This window comes from Microbacterium sp. zg.B48, from assembly GCF_024623505.1.
In the GTDB taxonomy this organism is placed as follows: Bacteria; Actinomycetota; Actinomycetes; order Actinomycetales; family Microbacteriaceae; genus Microbacterium.
Genome location: NZ_JANJFE010000010.1, coordinates 156,257 through 177,117, shown reverse-complemented (window position 1 = coordinate 177,117; position 20,861 = coordinate 156,257). Strand labels below are relative to the sequence as shown.

Below are 20,861 nucleotides of genomic sequence, written 5' to 3'. Positions count from 1 at the left end.
CAGCGCGTCACGCGGGGACAGGCGCCTCGTCGGCGACGATCGCCCCCACCGCGGCGCGGCCGGCGCGGTTGGCGCCGATGGTGGACTGCGACGGTCCGTAGCCGATGAGGAACAGCCGCGGCTCGTCCAGAGCGCGGGTGTCTGCCACGCGGATGCCACCGTCCGGTGTGCGCAGCCGCAGCGGCGCCAGGTGGTCCACGGCCGGCCGGAAGCCGGTTGCCCAGAGGATCGCATCCGCGGGCTCGAAGGAGCCGTCCGGCATGCGGACGCCGTCCTCCTCGATCGCGCTGAACATCGGATGCCGCTCCAGAACGCCTCGCGCCTGGGCAGCCCGAGCCCACGGTGTCCAGTGCATGCCGGTCACCGAGATGACGCTGCCCGGCGGCAGGCCCCGCCGCACGCGATCCTCGACCCCGGCGATGGCGGCCACCCGCGCGGGGATGTCGAACGCCTCCTCGGACCATTCCGGCTCGCGTCTGGTCACCCAGAACGTGTCGGCCACCCGGGATATCTCATCGAGCAGCTGCACCGCCGAGATCCCCGCCCCCACGATCACCACGCGCTGACCGGCGAACTGCTCCGCGGACTCGTAGTCGGCGACGTGCAGCTGCCGCCCGCGGAAGCGGCTCTTGCCGGGGTAGTGCGGCCAGAACGGGCGCGTCCATGTGCCGGTCGCGTTGATCACGTAGCGCGCCGCCCAGGCGCCGTCGTCGGTGTCGACCAGCAGCCGGCCCCTCGGGTCCTCGTCGGCACGCCGCACCGCGGTCACCCGCACCGGTCGACGCACGTCGAGCGCGTACTTGGACTCGTATTCGCTGAAGTAGGGCGGCAGCACGTCGCGGCTCGCGGCGTGACCGGCCGCCTCCGGCACCGCATGCCCCGGCAGCTCGTGGATGCCGTTGACCGTCGCCATCTTCAGCGACGCCCACCGATGCTGCCAGGCGCCGCCCGGCCGGTCGTTCGCGTCGAGGACGACGAACGTGCGCTCCCCCTGGGACGCCCGACCCACGGGCACGAATCCCCGGCGTTGAAGGTGGTATCCCGCGGACAGACCCGCCTGGCCCGCGCCGATCACCACGACGTCGACGGGCGTGTGCTCCATGCTCACGTGAACATCCACGGGGTGACCCCGATTCCCTCGGCCGAGGGAATCGGGGGCGGCGCCGTCAGTTCAGATTCCGCGTGGTGGTCGGGATCACTCCGTCGGCGTAGAGGTCGGCGGCGACATCCTGCAGCGCGGTCAGTGCGACCCGCTGGGTGAGCGGACCGTACGAGATGCGCGCGACACCGAGCGCTTCGTACTCGGCAGCCGACAGCGCGCCGGGAACGCCGATGACACTGATCTTGCGTTCGCCGATCCCGTCGACCAGCCGGCGGGTGGTGTCCGCGTCCAGCTTGCCCGGAACGAACACGAGATCCGCTCCCGCATCGATGTAGGCACGACCCCGGGTGATCGCGTCAGCGATGGACTCCGCGATCGGGCGGTCGCCGGCGCGCACGAACGCATCCGTACGGGCGTTCAGCACGAAGGGCACACCCTCCGCCTGCCCCGCGGCGATGATCGCCTCCACGGCGGCGACCGATTCCGCGAGGGGCTTCAGGGCGTCCTCCACGTTGGCGCCCACCACACCCACGCCGATCGCACGACGGACGGTCTCGCCCGGGTTGCCGTAACCGGCGTCGAGGTCCGAGGAGACGGGCAGGTCCACGGCGGCGGCGATCCGGCCGATCATGTCCAGCATCACATCCAGGGGGATCTTCTCGCCGTCGGGGTACCCGAACGTCGCGGCGATCGAGTGGCCCGCGGTGGCGAGCGCCTTGGTCTGCGACATGGCGGCGATGGCCTTGGCAGACACGACGTCCCAGACGTTCACGACGCGGAGGATCTCGGGCGCGGCATGCAGCTGGGCGAGGGTCTGTGCTTTTTCTGGCTGAGTGCTCATCCGTCCACGGTATCGGGGTGGTCGAAGTGGTCGGCTCGCCGCACCCGGCACGGAGCCAGGCATACCCTCGGAGGATGCGAGTCACCGCCGGCATCCGAGCCTCCCACCGCAGCCCACTCCTGCAGGTCGTCAAGTCGGCGATCGCCATCGCGGCGTCGTGGCTGATCGCGGGGTTGCTCATTCCGGGAGAGCCGCCGGTGTTCGCGGCGATCGCCGCCCTGCTGGTGGTCGCGCCGAGCCTGAACCAGTCGCTCACGAAGGCCGTCGAGCGCAGCATCGGAGTCTTCACCGGTGTCGTGATCGCCTCCCTCCTCGGCATCCTCCTCGGCGGCAGCACCTGGGTGATCCTGCTCGCCACGGTGACCGGATTGCTGATCGCGTGGGCGCTGCGGCTGACTCCGGGATCCACGAACCAGGTCGCCATCAGCGCGCTGCTGGTGCTCGCCCTGGGCACGGCCACGCCCGCCTACGCGGTCAACCGCGTGCTGGAGACGCTGATCGGCGCGGTGATCGGCATCCTGGTCAACCTCGCGCTGGTGCCGCCCGTCGCCGTCGCACCCGCACGCAACGCGGTCATGGCGCTCGGCAACGAGCTCGCCAATTCGCTCGAGCGGCTGGCCGGTGCGCTCGAGTCACCGCAGTCCGCGGGTCAGCTGCACGGCCTGCTCGTGGAAGCACGGCTCATGCGGCCGATGAAGGATGCCGCGGACGCGGCCATCGAGGTCGGGACGGAGTCGCTCTCCCTCAATCCGCGGGGGCGCCGGCACCGGGAGGACCTTGCCGCAGTCCAGGCGCTGCTGGACCGTCTGGGCCCCATCGTCACGCAGACCGTCGGCATGACCCGCGCGTTCGCCGACCACTACGACCCGACCATCGCGGACGAGCCCGCCGTCCAGGCGATCGCAGAGCAGCTGCGACGCGCCGCACACGACGTGCGCCTCGAAGTGCGAAGAACGGATGCCGCGCCGTTGATCGCGGAGCACCGGGAGGAGCCGGCCGCGCTGACCGCGCCGCTCAGGGTGAGCACGCCGTCGAGTGACCATTGGGTGCTGATCGGCTCCATGCTGGAGGACCTGCGCCGGATCCACGAGGCGCTCGAACCTGCCTCGTGACGGAAGCGGCTACTTGCCGACGTCGACGGTGAAGGTGAGGTTCTGGATGCCGCCGTTCGAGTTGGACATGACCACCTGCGTGGAGCCCTCCGCGAGCGCCTTCACCCCGGGGTTGAACGTGGCTCCGCCATCTTCGCGGCCCGCGACGAACTCCGCGACGCTGGTGTCCGCCACCTTGCCGCTGTAGCTGTCGACGGCGAGGTCGCCAGTGTTGATGTTCAGCACCTGACCCACCACGAGGTCCACGGTGGCCCCCTGCAGGTCGTCGGCGTCCATGGTCACGGGCGCGATCACCGGTGTGGGCGCCGCACAGGCGCTGAGGCCGGCCGTCAGCGCGACGACGGCGATGATGCCGTACAGGTTCGAGATCTTCACGCGGTCAGTATGTCAGCGTGCCGACACGCCGCACCACGCCACGCGGAAGCCGGGGTGTGGATAAGTCGGGTGGGCCGGTCCGGATCGCGGATACCTTGGTCGGGTGATCCCCCGAGTCGCCTCCGTGATCCTCATGCTCGCGGTGCTCGCCGGACTGGCGACCGGATGCCAGCCCCAGCCCGAGCCGACTCCGACAGCCTCGGTCTTCGCCAGCGAGGAGGAGGCGTTCGCGGCGGCCGAGGAGACGTATCGCGCCTATGTGGACGCGCTGAACCAGGTGGATCTGAGTGATCCGGAGACCTTCGAGGCCGTGTACGCGTGGACGACGGGTGAGCTCAACGCCACGGATAGGAAGAACTTCTCCGCCTGGCATGCAGACGGGTATTCCAAGTCGGGAGAAGCGCGGATTACGGAAACTCGCGCCGGTGCCGTCCACCGCCTCGGTAGTCCTGACGTCACCGTGCGGATGGAAGCGTGTTACGACGTGTCAGCGGTCGACGTGGTCGACAAAGAAGGCAAGTCCGTAGTTTCCCCTGAGAGACCCTCGCTCCAGAGGCTAGCCCTTGTATTTGTCACCGCTGACACCCCAACCTCACTCGGGATTGACGCGATTTCTCCCGCCGAAGGTGATCTGAATTGCTAATCCAAGTGGCTGCTGCCGTAATCCTCCTGGCCGGACTGACTAGCTCCGCCAGCAGTTCACCCACCTGCGACTCGGCCTCGACTTTGATCACCGCGTGCGCTTCGAACAACGGCTCTCAGGTGGACATCGGGGCGAGCATCAACGAACCCGCACCTCCTGTCGGTGACTCGCGCGGAGGGGGCTCACCCGCCCCCAGCGAGCCCTCGCCCCCCGCTCCGCGCTGTCCGACGCAGCCGGACCGGTGCGGCTTCATCGTGGTGACTCCGCCCGATGTCACGGCGGCCGATCTGGCCTCCTTCCGGCCGGCCGCGCCGTCGCTGACGGGCGAACCGGCCGGATTCGGCATCGTCGGAGCACCGGCGAACGTCGTGGCTGCGGCATCCGAGCAGGTCATGAGCGGGACGCTGCTGGGCTGGGACGTGACCGTGCAGTTCGTTCCCGCCGGGTTCGTGTTCGACTACGGCGACGGGTCGACCGCGCGATCGACGACGGGCGGCGCGAGCTGGGAGAGCCTCGGACAGGCGCAGTTCACGCCGACCGCGACGAGTCACGTCTACCGCGAGCGCGGCACGTACCCGGTGAGCGTCACCGTGCAGTACGCCGCCTACGTCGACTTCGGATCCGGGACGTGGCGGCCCGTCACGGGGTATGTCACCGCCACCAGTGGCGGCTACGACGTGCGCGTCGTGGAAGCGCGCACCGCGCTGGTGGATCGCACCTGCGCCGAGAACCCCGCCGGCCCCGGCTGCTGATCCCCCGTCCCCCACCGCTGCTCCCCTGTCACAACACGCCGACCCACCGCGCACAACGTGACAGGCGAGCCTCGAACGGCGGGGGCGAGCCTCCCACGCGGGGTCGGGACTCAAACGGCGGGGTCCAGGCCGCGTGCCCGCGTCACACCGTCGTGGCAGGATGACACGCGTGACCGAACGCCTCATGCTGCTGGACTCCGCGTCGCTGTACTTCCGTGCCTTCTACGGCGTGCCCGATACGGTACGAGCGCCTGACGGCACCCCCGTGAACGCGGTGCGCGGCTTCCTCGACATCATCACCAAGCTCGTGACGACCTACGAGCCCACCCATCTGGTCGCGTGCTGGGACGATGACTGGCGTCCGCAGTGGCGCGTCGACCTGATTCCGACGTACAAGACCCACCGGGTCGCCGAGATCACCGCCGTCGGGCCGGACATCGAGGTCGTCCCCGACCCGCTCGAGGTTCAGGTGCCTGTCATCCGCGAGGTCCTGGACGCGCTCGGCATCACGATCGTCGGCGCGGCCGCACACGAAGCCGACGACGTCATCGGCACTCTCGCAACGCGCGCGACTCTGCCCGTCGACGTCGTCACGGGCGACCGGGACCTGTTCCAGCTGGTGGACGACGCCGCACAGGTCCGCGTGATCTACACCGCCCGAGGGATGAGCAACCTCGAGACCGTCACCGACGCCACCGTCGTTGCCAAGTACGGCGTGCTGCCGAGCCAATATGCCGATTTCGCGACCCTGCGCGGCGACGCATCCGACGGGCTGCCGGGCGTGGCGGGCATCGGCGAGAAGACCGCCGCGAGCCTGCTCGCCGCGCACGGCGACCTCGCCGGCATTCTCGCGGCGGCCGAGCGCGGCGAAGGGATGTCGGCGGGGATCCGCAGCAAGGTCCTCTCCTCGCTGCCCTACCTGGCCGTCGCGCCGACGGTCGTCGAAGTCGTCAAGGACCTCGATCTCGACCTCGACGCCCGCGAATGGGTGCTGCAGCCCCTCGACGACGGTGCGCGGGCGGATGCCGCAGCCCTCGCCGACCGCTGGGCGCTGGGCACCGCGATGACGCGCATCATCGGCGCGCTGGACGCCACCGGCGCGCGCAAGGGCTGACTCGGCGGGGCCGGCCCGCCTGGGATACTCCCCCCGGAGTAGCCGGCCACCTTCCGGGCGCCGACGAGACGCACGGTGTCGCGGCGTACGATCGAGCCCATGCCGGGTCAGCACCATCTCGCACCAGCCTCCCTCGAGGGGGGCTGCGCCGGATGAGCCCCGTGTCGCGTGGGTGCCATGTCGGATGAGCGCTGGGACGGTTCCGGCTCCCGCTCGCGCCCGAACCCGGTAGTTCTGCTGGTCGTCCCGGTGGTGCTGGCGCTGCTCATCCAGGTTCCCGGCACGGTGGGCATCTCGCTCTGGCAGCGCGTCCCCTTCGGGTACGCCGCGCTGAGCGTCACGCTGGCTGCGGCATCCGCCCTGGCTCTGCTCGGAGCCCGCCGGTACCCCGGGCCGACGGTCGCTGTGGTGACGGCGCTCACCGTGGCGGATCTGTTCGTGCCACCCGACCTGTCACCCCCGTACGTCGCGCTCGCTTTCGCGATCATCGGAGCGGTGGCTCGACGCGCCCGCCTCTGGGCGCTCATCTCGGTCGGTGCGGCGTGGCTGGTCGCGATCGTCGCTCTGGGGCTGCTGAATCCCGACGGCGTGCACCCGTTCCGCGTCGCGATCACGACACTCGCCCTGGCCGCGTGCTTCGCGATCGGCGAGGGCATCCGGCGACGGATGGACCGCGGCACCGAACGCCGCGCCCAGCTTCAGGAGCGGCGGCGGACGGTCGAGCAGGAGGAGCGCACGCGCATCGCACGCGAACTGCACGACGTCCTCGCGCACTCGCTGAGCCAGATCGCCGTGCAGTCCGGAGTCGGGCTGCACCTGTTCGACAGGGAACCCGAGCGCGCCCGCGAGGCACTCGCGAACATCCGCGCGCTCAGTGCGACCGGACTGGACGAAGTGCGCGGAGTGCTCTCCTTCCTGCGCGGGGACGAAGCCTCCCCGATCACCGCGCCGCTCACCCCTCAGCCGCAGCTGGCCGACCTCGGGATGCTGGCGACGCAGCGCACCGGCCTCGGGCTGGAGGTGACCATCGCTGACCATCTCGGCGAGACACTGCCGCCCAGCTCCGTCCAGACCGCCGCGTTCCGGATCGCTCAGGAGGCGCTCACGAACGTCGTGCGCCACTCGGGTGGCTCTGCCGCGACCATCACCCTCGACCGGGTGCACTCCGCCGATGGGGATCAGCTCGTCCTCACCGTCGAGGACGACGGCACCGGGCGGGGTCCGGCCGCGACCGACGGCGCCGGCATCCGCGGTATGCGCGAGCGTGCGGAGCTGGCCGGCGGCGAGCTGACCATCACGGCCGCCCCTCGCGCCGGCACTGTGGTGACCGCACGCATCCCCTGGGAGGGTGTCGCGTGATCAGGGTCGCGCTGGCCGATGACCACCAGCTCGTGCGCGCGGGATTCCGTGCCCTGCTGGACTCGGAGCCCGACATCGACGTCGTCGTGGAGGCTTCCGGTGGCCAGGCTCTGCTGCGCGCGATCCGCGAGACGCCCGTGGACGTCGCTCTTCTGGACATCCGGATGCCGGATGGCGACGGCCTCTGGACGACAGAGCAGATCGCGACGGACGTCGCTCTGGCCGGCGTCCGCGTCGTGATCGTCACGACCTTCGAGCTGGACGAGTATGTCGCCCGGGCCATCCGGGCGGGCGCCAGCGGCTTCCTGGTGAAGGACACCGAACCGGTCGACCTGATCCGCGCGGTCCGCGTCGTCGCGGGCGGCGACGCGCTCCTCTCCCCCGGTGTCACGCGCCGCCTGCTCGAGCGCGCCGCCGTGGGACTGCGGGATGCCGCGGACCCCGATCGCCTCGGCCCGCTGACCGAGCGCGAGACCGAAGTGCTGCGGCTGGTCGGTCAGGGACTGACCAACGACGAGATCGCCCAGCGGCTGTTCCTGTCTCCACTGACGGCGAAGACGCACGTCTCGCGGATCATGCAGAAGCTGTCCGCCCGGGACCGCGTGCAGCTGGTCGTCACCGCCTACGAGTCCGGTCTGGTCGCGCCCGGCTGGCAGTAGCCCGCGCCCTGCGCGTACTGCGGCGGAAGCATCCGCACTGCCTTCCCCGGCCGGATTCGCGGATGCCGCACCCCGGGTTGGCTCGACTCATGCGATCGCGGCCCTGCCTCTGGCGGGGATGCCGCGGTCCCGACCGAGAGGAAACCCATGTCCACCGCACTCGCCGCCGTCCAGAACGTCACCGCAGCCGCCTCCGCCGCCGAACGGCACTTCGTCGGGTGGGGGCCTGGCTTCGGGTGGTGGTTCCTGCTGATTCCGCTGTTCTGGATCCTGCTGTTCGCCCTGCTGTTCGCGCTGTTCGGCCGGCGCTGGCGGCGCGCGGCGATCGAGAACGGCTACGGACCGCACGGCCGGCTGAGCCCGCTGCGGCAGGCGGAGCTCACCCTCGCCGAGCGCTATGCCAAGGGCGACATCGACGAGGTGGAGTATCGCGCGCGGCTCGAGGTGCTGCGCGCGAACGCCGCACCGAGATCCTGAGTACACCGCAGGAACGACGCGCCGTTCTGCCCCGGGCGGCGCGTCGCGGGACCTCAGCGCCGGCTGGTGCGTGCTGCACGGCCGGCCGCGAGAAGCGCCACGCAGTAGAGCACGGCCAGCACGAGGAGAACCGCCAGCGGGAGCGTCCAGCCCCCGGTCCACTCGTGCAGCGCACCCATCACGGGTGCACCCACCGCCCCGAACGCGTACCCGCCTCCCTGCACGAGCGCAGACATCCCCGCAGCTTCACGGTCGCTGCGCGCCACCGTCACGAGCGCGGTGAAGATGACGACGAAGCCGCCGGCGTGGGCGACCGCCCCGACGATCAGCCACAGCCACGTGAGCTGTGGTGCCAGCAGCATCCCCCCGGTCAGGATCAGCCACGACGCGCAGATCGTCAGCGTCGGCACGATCGCGGGGGTGAACCGGGCGAGCAGCGGCACCACGAACGCGCCGGCGATGGCCGCGCCCTGGAACACAGACGCCAAGGCGCCTGCGGCTGTCTGATCCAGCCCCAGTTCGTCGGCAGTCAGCGTCGGCAGCCACGTGGAGAGGGAATAGTAGATCGTGGTCTGCGCTGCGAACGCCGCCAGCAGCAGCCAGGTGACCGGCCGCCGGAGGATGGTGCGCTCCTGCCGTCCCCGCGCCGCGACCGGCAGCGGGCCGGTGATCGTGGTCGAATCGATGTCGCGGACCGAGGGCGCTGCGCCCTCGCTAGGCAGCTCACGCCCGGAGTACCGGTCTTCGTGCCCGTCGCCGGAACGCCGGCTGCGGGAGAGGTGCGCGCCCCACAGGGCGACCCCCGCGATGGTCAGCAGCACCCACGACAGCAGCGCCGCCGGCCAGCCGATCACCGCGGCCAGCGGTGCCGTCAGCAGCGAGGTGACGAGCGAGCCTGCGTTGAGCATCGCCACGTACGCGGCGGTGATCACGCCGACGTGCGCCGGTGGCACGTCACGGCGGATGATGACGGGGATCACGATGTTGCCGATGGTCACCGCGGCCCCGATCACGAACATTCCGGCCAGCATCCAGCCGTATCCGGGCAAGGCGCGGATCACCGTGCCCAGCAGCACACCGCCGAGTGAGAGCATCAGCGCCGGCTCGGCGCCCGACCTGCGGATCACCAGCGCGGCGATCGGGGTCAGCAGCGCGAACATGAGCACCGGCGCGGTCGTCAGCAGCCCCGCGGTGGCCGAGCCGATGCCGAAGTCCGCCTCGATGTCGCGCAGCACAGGTGTCGGTGCGACGATGGGCCCCCGCAGGCTGAGCGCCGCGACGAGCAGTCCCGCCACGATGAACCAGGGGATGCCGCGCCTCGCGCGTGCCGCGGGCGTCGAGCTCACGCGGGCACCAGGGGGCCGATCCGCAGGAAGGTCACCGCTTGACGCTACCCCTCGAGCGCGGCGTCAGCGGCCGCGCGATGTCCACTCCCGCAGTCGCTCCAGCGGCCAGGTGGTCACGATGCGCTCGGCGGGCACCCCGGCCCGCTCCGCGCGCTCGGCCCCGTAGTCCAGCAGCGACAGCTGACCGGGTGCGTGCGCGTCCGAATCGATCGAGAACAGGCATCCCACCTCGAGGGCGATCGCGATCATCTCGTCGGGGGGGTCTTGCCGCTCGGGGCGCGAGTTGATCTCGACCGCGACGCCGTTGGCCGCGCAAGCCTCGAACACCGCGCGCGCATCGAGGGTGGACGGCGGGCGCGTGCCCCGCGAGCCCTCGACCAGGCGTCCGGTCACGTGCCCCAGCACATCCACACGCGGATCGGACACCGCCGCGACCAGTCGGCGGGTCATCGGGCCGCGTTCCATGCGCAGCTTCGAGTGCGCCGAGGCCACCACGACGTCCAGTTCGTCCAGCAGCTCCGGTTCCTGGTCCAGGCCGCCGGCTTCGAGAATGTCGACTTCGATCCCGGACAGCAGCGTGAAGCCGTCGCCGCTCATCCCGCGGACGATGTCGAGTTGAGCACGAAGCCGCTCTGGAGACAGGCCGTTGGCCACCCGCAGCCGCGGCGAGTGGTCGGTCAGCGCAAGGTACTCGTGCCCCAGACTCCGAGCCGCCTGGACCATCAGGTCGATGGAGGTCAGTCCGTCCGACCATTCGCTGTGGCTGTGCAGGTCGCCTCGCAGCATCGCGCGCAGGGTCGAGTCCCGCTGCACGCCCGCTCGTTCGCGCAGATCGATGAGGTAGCCGGGAACGCGGCCCTCGAGCGCCTCGGAGATGACCGCGAAGGTGGAATCGCCGATCCCCTTCCGGCGGCGCAGCGCAGCGGTGTCCCGCAGCTCTTCGTCGCTGAGGCCGGCGATCGCGTCTGCGGCCGCGCGGAACGCCTTCGATTTGTATCGCGACGACCGCTCCCGCTCCAGCAGGGTGGCGATCTCGTTCAGCGCGTCGAAGGGATGCATCGGGAAGCGGGCGCGTTCAGGTCGCGATGCCCTGGGACCGCTTGATCACGACCGGGGCCGTGGCGAGTCGGTGGATGGCCCACCCGAACAGGATGGACAGGATGCCGACGCCGATCGCGAAGACGGCCACGCCGAACGAGACCACAGAGGTGAACAGCGATGCGCGCAGGAACGACGCCGTCATCATGGTCTGGCGCACCGGATCGTCCTGCGCGAGTTCGGCGTACGTCTTGCCGCCGGACGCATCCAGGGCATGGTGCTGGATGATGTCGGCCTGCACGTAGGCGGTGAATGGTCCTGCGACGGTCTGCCCCTGGAACGCCATCGCGTCGTCGGGGATGGTGATGTTCTCGGCCCGCAGCTGCGTGGAGACGGCGATCCAGATCACGATGCCGACCACGATCAGCACGATCCCGCCCAGGATTCCGAGGATCCCGGCGGCCTTGACGAGCCCGAGTTTGCGCGCGGGCGGTTCGACCGCGGCGGCCGTGTCGGCGGGGGCGGTGGTCGGGGCATCGGTCATGGCATCCTCCTGCGATTGGGTGGTGCGTGTGTCCTCACGCTAGCCGCGTGCGCGGCAGCACCGTAAGGCCATGTCCGGCCGGGCGGGCGGAGCGTCAGCCCGCGTACGAGCGGGTGGCATCGACCCAGGTCTGCAGCTTCCGCGCTGCCGCGCCGCTGTCCACGGCCTCGGCGGCGGCGTCCTTGGCCGCGGCGAGACGCTCCAGGATCGGCCGCTGCACCTGCGTCGCGTCCTGGAACAGCTCGAAGGCGACGATGCCTGCCGCGGCGTTGAGCAGCACGATGTCCCGCACCGGCCCACGCTCGCCATCGAACACCCGGTGCACGACCTGCGCATTGTGCGCCGGGTCACCGCCGAGCAGGTCATTGATGTCCGCGAGGGGAATGCCGAGGTCCCGCGGGTCCAGGTCGTGCTCATGGATATCGCCGCGGCTGACCTCCCACATTCTGCTGTGGCCCGTCGTCGTGAGCTCGTCCAACCCGTCGTCGCCGCGGAAGACCAGCGCTGTGGCGCCGCGCGTGCGGAACACGCCGGTGATCAGCGGCACCCGGTCCAGCTGGGCGACGCCGACCGCATTGGCCTCCGCGCGGGCCGGGTTGCACAACGGCCCGAGGAAGTTGAACACCGTCGGCACGCCCAGTTCGAGGCGCGTGGCACCGGCGTGGCGGAACCCAGGGTGGAAGGCGGAGGCGAACGCGAATGTGATCCCCGCGCGCGAGAGCGTCTCCGCGACCTGCTCAGGCGTGATGGCCAGGTCCAGGCCCAGCGCGGCGAGCACGTCGGACGAGCCCGACGCTGAGCTGGCCGCCCGGTTGCCGTGCTTGACCACGGGTATCCCGGATGCCGCGGCCACGACTGCAGCCATCGTCGAGATGTTCACCGTGCCGAAGCGGTCTCCGCCGGTGCCGACGATATCGAGCACGTTCGCGTCCACCGGCAGTGGCAGTGCCGCTTCCAAGATCGCGTCCCGGAACCCGACGATCTCGTCCACTGTTTCGCCCTTGACGCGCAGGGCGACCAGGAACCCGGACAGCTGCGACGGGGTGGCCGAGCCCGACATTATCTGCCGCATCGCCCACGTCGATTCGGCCACGCTGAGGTCACTCCCGTCGAGGAGGGTGGTGAGGATTCCGGGCCACGTGTACAACTCCGCCATGAGCCAAGAGCCTAGCCGCGCGACACGCCGGACGATCGCCGCGCGGTCCCTCTGCGGCCGCCCGACATTCACTGCGACCTCTGGCGACATTCCCGGCGGACTCTCGGCCCTCTCCGGAGCGCCGTCAAGGTGAGGAAGGGCCGATTCGGTCGCGCGGATGGAAAATACCGCGCCGGAATCGGCCATAATGAAGGGGTGACAACCACGACAGCGACCTACTCTCAGGCCATGCGCTCGGTCAAGCGTCCCGACCCGGTCGCTGTTGGCACCATCGTGTGGCTCGGCAGCGAGGTGATGTTCTTCGCGGGTCTGTTCGCGATCTACTTCACCCTGCGCAGCACGTCCCCTGAGCTCTGGGCCGATCGCACCGCACTGCTGAACGTCCCCTACGCGACCGTGAACACCATCATCCTGGTGCTCTCCTCGGTCACCTGCCAGATGGGCGTCTTCGCCGCCGAGCGCTTCCAGCCGTACTCCACCAAGAAGCGCGGATGGCTCGGCTGGGGCATGGTGGAGTGGTTCTGGTTGACCTTCGCACTCGGCGCGATCTTCGTCTCCGGTCAGGTGTGGGAGTACGCCCAGCTGGTCGCTGAGGGCATGCCGATCTCGTCCGACTCGTACGCATCCGCGTTCTACATCACGACCGGTTTCCACGCCCTGCACGTGACGGGCGGTCTGCTCGCGTTCCTCCTCGTGATCGGCCGGGCGTACGCCGTCAAGAACTTCGGGCGCAAGGAGATGACCACCTCGATCGTGGTGTCGTACTACTGGCACTTCGTCGACGTCGTCTGGATCGCCCTCTTCCTCGTCATCTACTTCCTGAAATAGAGCGGAGCTTTTCCGAAATGGCACGTGAGACCAAGCGCCGCTCGAACGGCCGTCGCAGTCCCTGGGCGGCGGCGGCACTCATCGGCATCGGCCTCCTGATCACAGGCGGCGTGTACGCCGGTGCATCCGCAGCGATGGCAGCGAACACCGACACCGCCGTCTCGTCGGCGCTGACCGTCGAAGACGGGAAGAAGCTCTTCCAGGCGAACTGTGCAACCTGCCACGGTCTTGACCTGCAGGGCTCGAGCACAGGCCCCTCCCTGTACGGGGTGGGCGAACTGTCCGTTGAATTCCAGGTCGCCACCGGGCGCATGCCGCTGCAGGCGCAGGCGCCCCAGGCGCCGCAGAAGCCTGTGCAGTTCACGCACGAGCAGATCCTCGCGATGGCCGCTTACGTGCAGACCACCGCGCCCGGCCCCACCTACCCGGCAGAGGAAGTGCTCGACGGCGAGGGCGACGTCGCACGCGGTGCGGAGCTGTTCCGCATCAACTGCGCGATGTGCCACAACGTGGCCGCCGCCGGCGGCGCGCTCACCGAGGGCAAGTACGCCCCCGCGCTGAGCGGCACCAGCCCGCTGCACATGTATGCCGCCATGGTCACCGGACCGCAGAACATGCCGGTCTTCAACGACTTGAACCTGACGCCCGAAGACAAGCGCGACATCATCTCCTCGCTCCTGTTCATGCAGGAGAACGAGTCGCCCGGCGGATTCTCGCTCGGCTCCCTCGGACCCGTCTCCGAAGGCCTGTTCATCTGGATCTTCGGCATCGGCGGTCTGATCGCCATCACCGTGTGGATCACGGCGAAGTCCAACTGATCGATTTCGATTTCGACCACAGCTACGAACACCGTACGAACGAGGATCACCATGGCACACGAGGACGACCCGCTCGAGCATGAAAGGGCTTCCTGGAAGCCCTCGCCCGGGCTCGCCGTCGCGGTTTCCGACCCGGTGCAGCCCCCTGTGCTCCCGCCTCACCGCGAGAGGATGACCGACAAGGACCCCGCGGCGATGAAGCGTGCGGTCCGCACGGTCTACACGCTGTTCTACCTGTCGGTCGCGGCGAGCATCTGGGCGATCGCTGCCTACATGCTCTTCCCGATCGAGAGCGGGCGGATCGTCGACATCCGCAACAACAACCTCTTCATCGGCCTGGGCATCGGTCTTGCGCTGCTCGCGCTCGGCATCGGCGCGATCCACTGGTCCAAGGCGATCATGTCGGACAAGGAGTTCACCGAGCCTCGTCACGCCACGCGCGGCCGTGACACGACCCGCGCCGCTGCAGTCCAGGTCTTCGCGGACGCCAACGAGGAGTCCGGGTTCGGCAGGCGCGTCCTGATCCGCAACTCGCTCATCGCCGCGGTCGTGGCCTCCGTCGCCCCGGGCATCGTGCTCTTCCGCGGACTGGCTCCCGAGGGCGAAGACCCCGTTGCCCTCCTCGAAGAGACCATGTGGACTGAAGGCATGCGCCTTGCCCACGATCCCGAGGGAACGCCCATCCGTGCCGCCGACGTCACCCTGGGCTCTGCGGTGCACGTGATCCCCCAGGCCCTCGCCGAACTGGGACACGACGACGGCTATCTCGAGGCGAAGGCCAAGGCCATCGTGCTGCTCATGCGCCTGCTGCCTGAAGACCTCGTCGAGACGCCCGAGCGCGCCGATTGGTCCTACGACGGCATCGTCGCGTACTCGAAGGTGTGCACCCACGTCGGATGCCCCGTCGCCCTGTACGAGCAGCAGACCCACCACCTGCTGTGCCCCTGCCACCAGTCGCAGTTCGACGTGGCGAACGGCGCCGCTGTCATCTTCGGCCCCGCCGCGCGCCCCCTGCCGCAGCTGCCGATCACCATCGACGATGAGGGATATCTGGTCGCCCGCAGCGACTTCACCGAACCCGTCGGGCCGAGCTTCTGGGAGCGCCATTGAGTACGTCAACTCACCCCACCGAGAACCTCACCCAGGAACCGGCCGTCAAGGAGAACCTGACCACGGTTCCCACCGGTAAGGACGGCAAGCCCCTGGGCGGTCGCTTCATCGGGGCAACCGCGAACTACATCGACGAGCGCACCAGCCTGTCCGGCTTCGTGAAGGAACTCGGCCGCAAGATCTTCCCCGACCACTGGTCGTTCATGCTCGGTGAGATCGCGCTGTGGAGCTTCGTGGTCATCCTGCTGTCCGGGACGTTCCTGACCTTCTTCTTCCAGGCATCGATGGTGCCCACGCACTACACCGGCGCATACCTGCCGATGCGCGGCGTCGAGATGTCCGCGGCGCTGCAGTCGTCGCTGAACATCTCGTTCGATGTCCGCGGTGGTCTGCTGGTCCGGCAGATCCACCACTGGGCCGCGCTCGTCTTCGTCGCCGGCATCGGCGTGCACATGCTGCGCATCTTCTTCACGGGTGCTTTCCGCAAGCCTCGCGAGCTGAACTGGGTGATCGGATTCATCCTGTTCATCCTGGCGCTGGCCGAGGGATTCACCGGATACTCGCTTCCCGATGACCTGCTCTCCGGAAACGGCCTGCGCATCATCGACGGCATGGTCAAGGGGATCCCCCTGATCGGAACCTGGACATCGTTCCTGCTGTTCGGCGGCGAGTTCCCCGGCGTGGCGATCGTCGGTCGGTTGTACACGCTGCACATCCTGCTGCTGCCCGCGATCCTCGTCGGACTGCTCGTGCTGCACCTCATGCTGATGGTGATCAACAAGCACACGCAGTTCGCCGGCCCGGGGCGCACGAACAGCAACGTCGTGGGTTACCCGATGATGCCGGTCTACATGTCCAAGATGGGCGGGTTCCTCTTCATCACGTTCGGCGTGATCGTCCTGATCGCCTCGATGTTCACGATCAACCCGATCTGGAACTACGGCCCTTACGACCCGTCGCCGGTCTCGGCCGGTACCCAGCCTGACTGGTACATCGGCTTCGCCGACGGCGCGCTCCGACTCGTGCCGCCGGGGTGGGAGTTCGTCTTCCTGGACCGCACGTGGTCGTTCAACATCCTCGTGCCGCTGGTCATCCTCGGGGTGTTCATCGTCACGGTGCTGCTCTACCCCTTCCTGGAGGCGTGGATCACGGGTGACAAGCGCGAGCACCACATCGCGCAGCGCCCCCGCAACGCGGCAACCCGCACGGCCATCGGCGCTGCCGGAGTCACGTTCTACGCGGTGCTGTGGGCCGCGGCATCCTCGGACATCATCGCCACGCACTTCTACCTCACGATGGAAGGTGTGATCCACGGCCTGCAGGTCCTCCTGTTCCTCGGACCGGTGATCGCCTACTTCGTCACGAAGCGGATCTGCATCGCGTTGCAGAAGAAGGACCGCGAGATCGCACTGCACGGCTACGAGTCCGGTCGCATCGTCCGCCTTCCCGGTGGCGAGTACATCGAGGTGCACCAGCCCGTCGACGAATACGAGCGCTGGAAGCTCGTCGACAACGACAACTACGAGCCCCTCGTCGTGCGGCCCAACGCCAAGGGACGTATCCCCTGGTACGAGAATGTGCGTGCGGTTCTGTCGCGCACACTGTTCGAGGACCGTCTAGCGCCGCTCACGCAGTCCGAGCTCGACGCCGCGGCAGCTCACCAGCACCACGAGCTGGAGCACATCGCCACCGAGGAGGACGCGGAGCTGCAGGGCGCCCACGAGCGCGCAGGAGTTCCGGACGCCCCGCACGTGCCCATCGACGACGGGCACAGCTCGGAGACCGCGGTTCGCCCGTCCAACGTGATCGTCTCCGACGACGGCACGAAGAAGCCGCGCAAGCGCGAGAAGGAGTCCGGCTCCTAATCCGGCCCGACCCGCAGAAGGCCCCGGCACGACACCCACGGTGTCCGCCGGGGCCTTCTGCGTTCCCCCGCCAGTGTCCCCCGCTCCCCCGCCAGTCCCCCGCCTTCCAGCCAGTCCCCCGCTTTCCAGCCAGTCCCCCGCTCCCCTGTCACAACTCGCCGACGGACCCCGCAGCTTGCGACAGGGGAGCTCCGTCATGCCCGGGAGCCGCGCACGGACACGGCAGGAATCCGGCGGAGGACGGCCGAGTGACGGCATGCCGCGGGCGGGCGCGCGCCATAGCGTGGGCAGCGTGACCGACGCTCTGTCCTACTTCTCCGCCAAGCTCGCGCACGAGACGGACGCATCCGATGTGTATGCCGCTCAGCGCGCCGGAGAGCGGTTCATCCTCGTGGACGTGCGCAGCGACGAGGCGTGGGCCCAGGGTCGGGTGAGCGGCGCTGTGCACATGCGCCGGCAAGACATCCGCGACCGCGCACCGGCCGAGCTGGACCCCGCTCTTCCCGTCATCGTCTACTGCTGGAGCCCGGGTTGCAACGCGGGCACCAAGGCAGCGCTCGAGTTCGCGGCTCTCGGCTACTCGGTCAAGGAGATGATCGGCGGATACGAGTACTGGCTGCGGGAGGGTCAGCCGACCGAGAACGACAGCGGTGCGCTCCCCCGCCGGTTCGATGACCGCGTGATGGTCGTTCGCGCGCCGGTCCCGGGCTGAGCGCTACGCCGAGGCGAGCTCTTCGCAGAAGCGGTCCGCTGCGGCGCCGTAGAAGGTCGGTCGGGCGCGCGCGGACGAGCCGACGGATGTCGTGACGTCGCAGACGACGGCGGTGACGTTGTCGCGCGTACCGGCCGCCAGGGCGAGAGAGACGACCCCTGCCGCGGCGGCTTGAGGAGATGGGGTGGTCTCCAGCACTCGCGTGAGCTCGGCGTCGGGAAGGTAGTCCGTCACGCCGTCGCTGCACAGGAGCCAGCGATCGCCCATCAGCGGCTCCCGGCTCAGGACGGCGATCGTATCGTCCTCAGCGCCACCCAGAGACGCCGTGATGATGTTCCGTCGCGGGTGGGATGCCGCGGCCTCCGCTGCGATCAGACCCCGATCCAGCAGGGCCTGCACGTAGGAGTCATCGCGCGTCTCACGCGTGAGTGCACCCCTGCGCAGGAGGTAGGCGCGCGAGTCCCCCGTGTGCGCCAGCAGGAGTCCCCCGCTGTCCGTGACGAAGACCCCGGTAAGAGTGGTCGCCATGCCGCGCAACGAGGCGTCGCGTTCGGTGTGTGCGCGCAGGTCCCAGTTGGCCTCGCGGATCCGGACGGCGAGGTCCTCGGCATCCCGAACAATGAACGTGCCGGCGACGAGTCGGTGCAGCAGGGCCGCCGATGCCAGGTCGCCGGAGGGCCCGCCGCCGACACCGTCGGCAACGGCCGCCCCCCACGGCGCGGTGAATGCTGCGTCCTGATTGACCGCCCGGTGCTTGCCGACGTCCGAGACGGCGCCAACCGTCAGCCGTACGGCCGACACGCCGGAACGATCAGTGCGCGAAGTATCCGCGGTAATACTCGTAGACCCAACCGACGATGGCGACCAGGAACACCCCGATACCGATCGGCATCAGCCAGCTGCCGATGGCCAGCCCGAGTATGCCGATCGCCGCCGAGAAGGCGAGCACGATCGGCCACCACGACCACGGGCTGAACTCGCCGACTTCGGGGTCACCGTCGTCGATGTCGGAGGTGAGGATGTCCTCGGGCAGTTCGCCACCCTGGGCCTTGTGCACGCGCCCGATGTAGAAGGCGATCAGCGCGGCCATCAGGCTGCCGAACAGGAGGGCGATCGTGCCCACCCACTCGACGGCGATGTACCACGGGTTGATGAGGTTCACCAGGATGCTCCACAGCGTGTACGTCACCGCTACGAGCATGAAGAACGCGGAGAGCAACCACCACAGTCCGGTATTGGTACGCATCTACTTGACCTCTCCCTCGGCGAGGTCGACAACCGGGGCGGACGGGGCGTCCTTCGCGGGGCCGACGCCGACGGGTATTCCGGCCTCGGGGTGGTTGAGGTCGAACGCGGGGCGCTCGCTGCGGATCCGCGGGATGGAGGTGAAGTTGTGCCGCGGTGGCGGGCAGGATGTCGCCCACTCCAGCGATGCGCCATACCCCCACGGGTCGTTCACGGTCACCCTGGGCGCCTTGCGGGCGGTGATCCAGACGTTGAACAGGAACGGGATCATCGACGCGCCGAGGATCATCGCCCCGACGGTGGAGACCTGGTTCTCCCACAGCCAGTCATCGGCCGCGGAGTAGTCCGCGTAGCGACGCGCCATGCCGTCCACACCCAGCCAGTGTTGGATCAGGAAGGTCATGTGGAAGCCGATGAACAGCATCCAGAAGTGCACGTAGCCGATGCGCTCGTTCAGCATCTTGCCGGTCCACTTCGGCCACCAGAAGTAGAACCCGGCGAACATCGCGAACACCACGGTGCCGAACACGACGTAGTGGAAGTGCGCGACGACGAAGTAGGTGTCCGAGATGTGGAAATCCAGCGGCGGGGAGGCCAGGATCACACCGGTCAGACCGCCGAACACGAACGAGACCAAAAAGCCCAGCGAGAACAGCATCGGGGTTTCGAAAGTGACCGAGCCGCGCCACATCGTGCCGATCCAGTTGAAGATCTTCACCCCGGTGGGCACCGCGATCAGCATCGTCATCAGCGCGAAGAACGGCAGCAGCACCGCCCCGGTGACGTACATGTGATGCGCCCACACCGCCACGGACAGCGCCGCGATCGCGATCGTGGCGTACACCAGGGTCTTGTACCCGAAGATCGGCTTGCGACTGAACACCGGGAAGATCTCCGAGACGATGCCGAAGAACGGCAGCGCGATGATGTACACCTCGGGATGCCCGAAGAACCAGAACAGGTGCTGCCACAACAGCACACCACCGTTCGCCGGGTCGTAGATGTGCGCCCCCAGGACCCGGTCGGCCGCGGCCGCCAGGATCGCCGCCGCCAGGACGGGGAAGGCCATCAGGATCAGGATGCTGGTGACCAGCGTGTTCCAGGTGAAAATCGGCATCCGCCACATCGTCATCCCGGGCGCGCGCATCGTGATGATCGTGGTGATGAAGTTCACCGCACCCAGGATCGTACCGAAACCGCTCATCCCCAGGCCCAGCATCCAGAGATTGCCGCCCACCCCTGGTGAGAACGTGGCATTCGCGAGCGGTTGATACGCGAACCAGCCGAAGGATGCCGCGCCCTGCGGGGTGAGGAACCCGGACACGGCGATGATCGAGCCGAACAGGAACAGCCAGAACGCGAACGCGTTCAGACGCGGGAACGCCACATCCGGAGCGCCGATCTGCAGCGGCATGATCACGTTCGCAAAACCGGCGAAGAGCGGGGTCGCGAACATCAGCAGCATGATCGTGCCGTGCATCGTGAACAGCTGGTTGTACTGCTCCTTGGTCGGCACGATCTGCATGCCCGGCTCGAACAGCTCAGCACGGATGATCAGCGCCATCACGCCGCCCAGCATGAAGAACAGCACCGACGCGATCAGGTACATGTACCCGATCGTCTTGTGGTCCGTGGAAGTGATCCACTTGACGACGATGTTGCCCTTCTGCTCCGTGCGCGTGGCACTCATCAGGGCAGCCTGACGGGGAGGAAGGGTCGTCGGGCGACCCGGCGTGTTCTCCTGCAATGGAAGTGTCGTCGCCAT

At 68.8% G+C, this 20,861-nt stretch carries 22 protein-coding genes; 12 read left to right on the top strand and 10 right to left on the bottom strand.

Annotation, left to right across the window (positions count from 1 at the left end; all coding sequences use genetic code 11):
• Positions 1 to 7: 7 nt before the first annotated feature.
• Positions 8 to 1,102, bottom strand: coding sequence for an NAD(P)/FAD-dependent oxidoreductase (locus NQ152_RS08110; protein ID WP_257523669.1), 1,095 nt, complete (start codon positions 1,100 to 1,102; stop codon positions 8 to 10).
• 64 nt (positions 1,103 to 1,166) lie between these two features.
• A complete protein-coding gene (locus tag NQ152_RS08105) occupies positions 1,167 to 1,943 on the bottom strand; it encodes an isocitrate lyase/phosphoenolpyruvate mutase family protein (RefSeq protein WP_257501841.1) in 777 nt (258 codons plus the stop codon).
• A 74-nt stretch (positions 1,944 to 2,017) separates the two neighbouring features.
• On the opposite strand from NQ152_RS08105, the gene NQ152_RS08100 reads away from it, so the two are divergent.
• Entirely contained in the window at positions 2,018 to 3,055 is a 1,038-nt protein-coding gene (locus NQ152_RS08100; protein ID WP_257501840.1) for an FUSC family protein, read from the top strand.
• A gap of 9 nt (positions 3,056 to 3,064) precedes the next feature.
• Here NQ152_RS08100 and NQ152_RS08095 read toward each other — a convergent pair whose 3' ends face one another.
• Entirely contained in the window at positions 3,065 to 3,430 is a 366-nt protein-coding gene (locus NQ152_RS08095) for a hypothetical protein (RefSeq protein WP_257523615.1), read from the bottom strand.
• 103 nt (positions 3,431 to 3,533) lie between these two features.
• Here NQ152_RS08095 and NQ152_RS08090 point away from each other — a divergent pair, with 103 nt between their 5' ends.
• The 6 genes from NQ152_RS08090 to NQ152_RS08065 all read left to right on the top strand — a co-directional run bounded on the left by NQ152_RS08090 (position 3,534) and on the right by NQ152_RS08065 (position 8,434).
• Positions 3,534 to 4,073, top strand: a complete 540-nt coding sequence (locus NQ152_RS08090) for a hypothetical protein (protein WP_257523614.1) — start codon at positions 3,534 to 3,536, stop codon at positions 4,071 to 4,073.
• Positions 4,074 to 4,327: 254 nt separating this feature from the next.
• Positions 4,328 to 4,825, top strand: a complete 498-nt coding sequence (locus NQ152_RS08085) for a hypothetical protein (protein ID WP_257523613.1) — start codon at positions 4,328 to 4,330, stop codon at positions 4,823 to 4,825.
• A 169-nt stretch (positions 4,826 to 4,994) separates the two neighbouring features.
• Positions 4,995 to 5,939, top strand: coding sequence for a 5'-3' exonuclease (locus tag NQ152_RS08080; RefSeq protein ID WP_257501837.1), 945 nt, complete (start codon positions 4,995 to 4,997; stop codon positions 5,937 to 5,939).
• A 177-nt stretch (positions 5,940 to 6,116) separates the two neighbouring features.
• On the top strand, positions 6,117 to 7,298 hold the full coding sequence (locus tag NQ152_RS08075) for a sensor histidine kinase (protein WP_257501836.1): 1,182 nt from the start codon (positions 6,117 to 6,119) through the stop codon (positions 7,296 to 7,298).
• Positions 7,295 to 7,957, top strand: coding sequence for a response regulator transcription factor (locus NQ152_RS08070; RefSeq protein WP_257501835.1), 663 nt, complete (start codon positions 7,295 to 7,297; stop codon positions 7,955 to 7,957). Before NQ152_RS08075 ends, NQ152_RS08070 begins: the two co-directional genes overlap by 4 nt.
• A 147-nt stretch (positions 7,958 to 8,104) precedes the next feature.
• A complete protein-coding gene (locus tag NQ152_RS08065) occupies positions 8,105 to 8,434 on the top strand; it encodes an SHOCT domain-containing protein (RefSeq protein WP_257501834.1) in 330 nt (109 codons plus the stop codon).
• Positions 8,435 to 8,487: 53 nt separating this feature from the next.
• Here NQ152_RS08065 and NQ152_RS08060 read toward each other — a convergent pair whose 3' ends face one another.
• From NQ152_RS08060 to trpD, 4 genes are all read right to left on the bottom strand, one after another.
• Entirely contained in the window at positions 8,488 to 9,780 is a 1,293-nt protein-coding gene (locus NQ152_RS08060; RefSeq protein ID WP_257523612.1) for a CynX/NimT family MFS transporter, read from the bottom strand.
• 63 nt (positions 9,781 to 9,843) lie between these two features.
• Complete coding sequence (locus NQ152_RS08055) at positions 9,844 to 10,839, bottom strand: PHP domain-containing protein (protein ID WP_257523611.1); 996 nt, start codon at positions 10,837 to 10,839, stop codon at positions 9,844 to 9,846.
• A 16-nt stretch (positions 10,840 to 10,855) separates the two neighbouring features.
• A complete protein-coding gene (locus NQ152_RS08050; protein ID WP_257523610.1) occupies positions 10,856 to 11,362 on the bottom strand; it encodes an aromatic ring-opening dioxygenase LigA in 507 nt (168 codons plus the stop codon).
• Between the two features lie 94 nt (positions 11,363 to 11,456).
• The gene (gene trpD / locus NQ152_RS08045; RefSeq protein WP_257523609.1) at positions 11,457 to 12,518 is read right to left on the bottom strand and encodes an anthranilate phosphoribosyltransferase; all 1,062 of its coding nucleotides are present in this window, start codon (positions 12,516 to 12,518) and stop codon (positions 11,457 to 11,459) included.
• A gap of 228 nt (positions 12,519 to 12,746) precedes the next feature.
• Between trpD and NQ152_RS08040 the strand changes: the two genes are divergently transcribed.
• From NQ152_RS08040 to NQ152_RS08020, 5 genes are all read left to right on the top strand, one after another.
• A complete protein-coding gene (locus tag NQ152_RS08040; protein ID WP_257501937.1) occupies positions 12,747 to 13,346 on the top strand; it encodes a heme-copper oxidase subunit III in 600 nt (199 codons plus the stop codon).
• Between the two features lie 17 nt (positions 13,347 to 13,363).
• Positions 13,364 to 14,164 carry a c-type cytochrome gene (locus tag NQ152_RS08035; protein WP_257501829.1) on the top strand — a complete coding sequence of 267 codons (801 nt, stop codon included), beginning with the start codon at positions 13,364 to 13,366 and terminating at the stop codon, positions 14,162 to 14,164.
• Between the two features lie 51 nt (positions 14,165 to 14,215).
• A complete protein-coding gene (locus NQ152_RS08030; RefSeq protein ID WP_257501828.1) occupies positions 14,216 to 15,274 on the top strand; it encodes a ubiquinol-cytochrome c reductase iron-sulfur subunit in 1,059 nt (352 codons plus the stop codon).
• A 56-nt stretch (positions 15,275 to 15,330) separates the two neighbouring features.
• A complete protein-coding gene (locus NQ152_RS08025; RefSeq protein ID WP_374113579.1) occupies positions 15,331 to 17,139 on the top strand; it encodes a cytochrome bc complex cytochrome b subunit in 1,809 nt (602 codons plus the stop codon).
• Between the two features lie 292 nt (positions 17,140 to 17,431).
• Positions 17,432 to 17,851: a rhodanese-like domain-containing protein gene (locus NQ152_RS08020; protein WP_257523608.1), complete on the top strand. Its 420-nt coding sequence runs from the start codon at positions 17,432 to 17,434 to the stop codon at positions 17,849 to 17,851.
• Between the two features lie 3 nt (positions 17,852 to 17,854).
• On the opposite strand, the gene NQ152_RS08015 is transcribed toward NQ152_RS08020, so the two are convergent.
• Genes NQ152_RS08015 through ctaD form a run of 3 tightly spaced genes read right to left on the bottom strand, consistent with a single transcriptional unit; the run spans position 17,855 to position 20,861 of the window.
• Positions 17,855 to 18,652, bottom strand: coding sequence for a protein phosphatase 2C domain-containing protein (locus NQ152_RS08015; protein WP_257523607.1), 798 nt, complete (start codon positions 18,650 to 18,652; stop codon positions 17,855 to 17,857).
• A 10-nt stretch (positions 18,653 to 18,662) separates the two neighbouring features.
• Entirely contained in the window at positions 18,663 to 19,097 is a 435-nt protein-coding gene (locus NQ152_RS08010; protein WP_257501825.1) for a cytochrome c oxidase subunit 4, read from the bottom strand.
• Positions 19,098 to 20,861 (bottom strand): cytochrome c oxidase subunit I, encoded by a 1,764-nt coding sequence (gene ctaD / locus NQ152_RS08005; RefSeq protein ID WP_257523606.1) that lies wholly within the window; start codon positions 20,859 to 20,861, stop codon positions 19,098 to 19,100.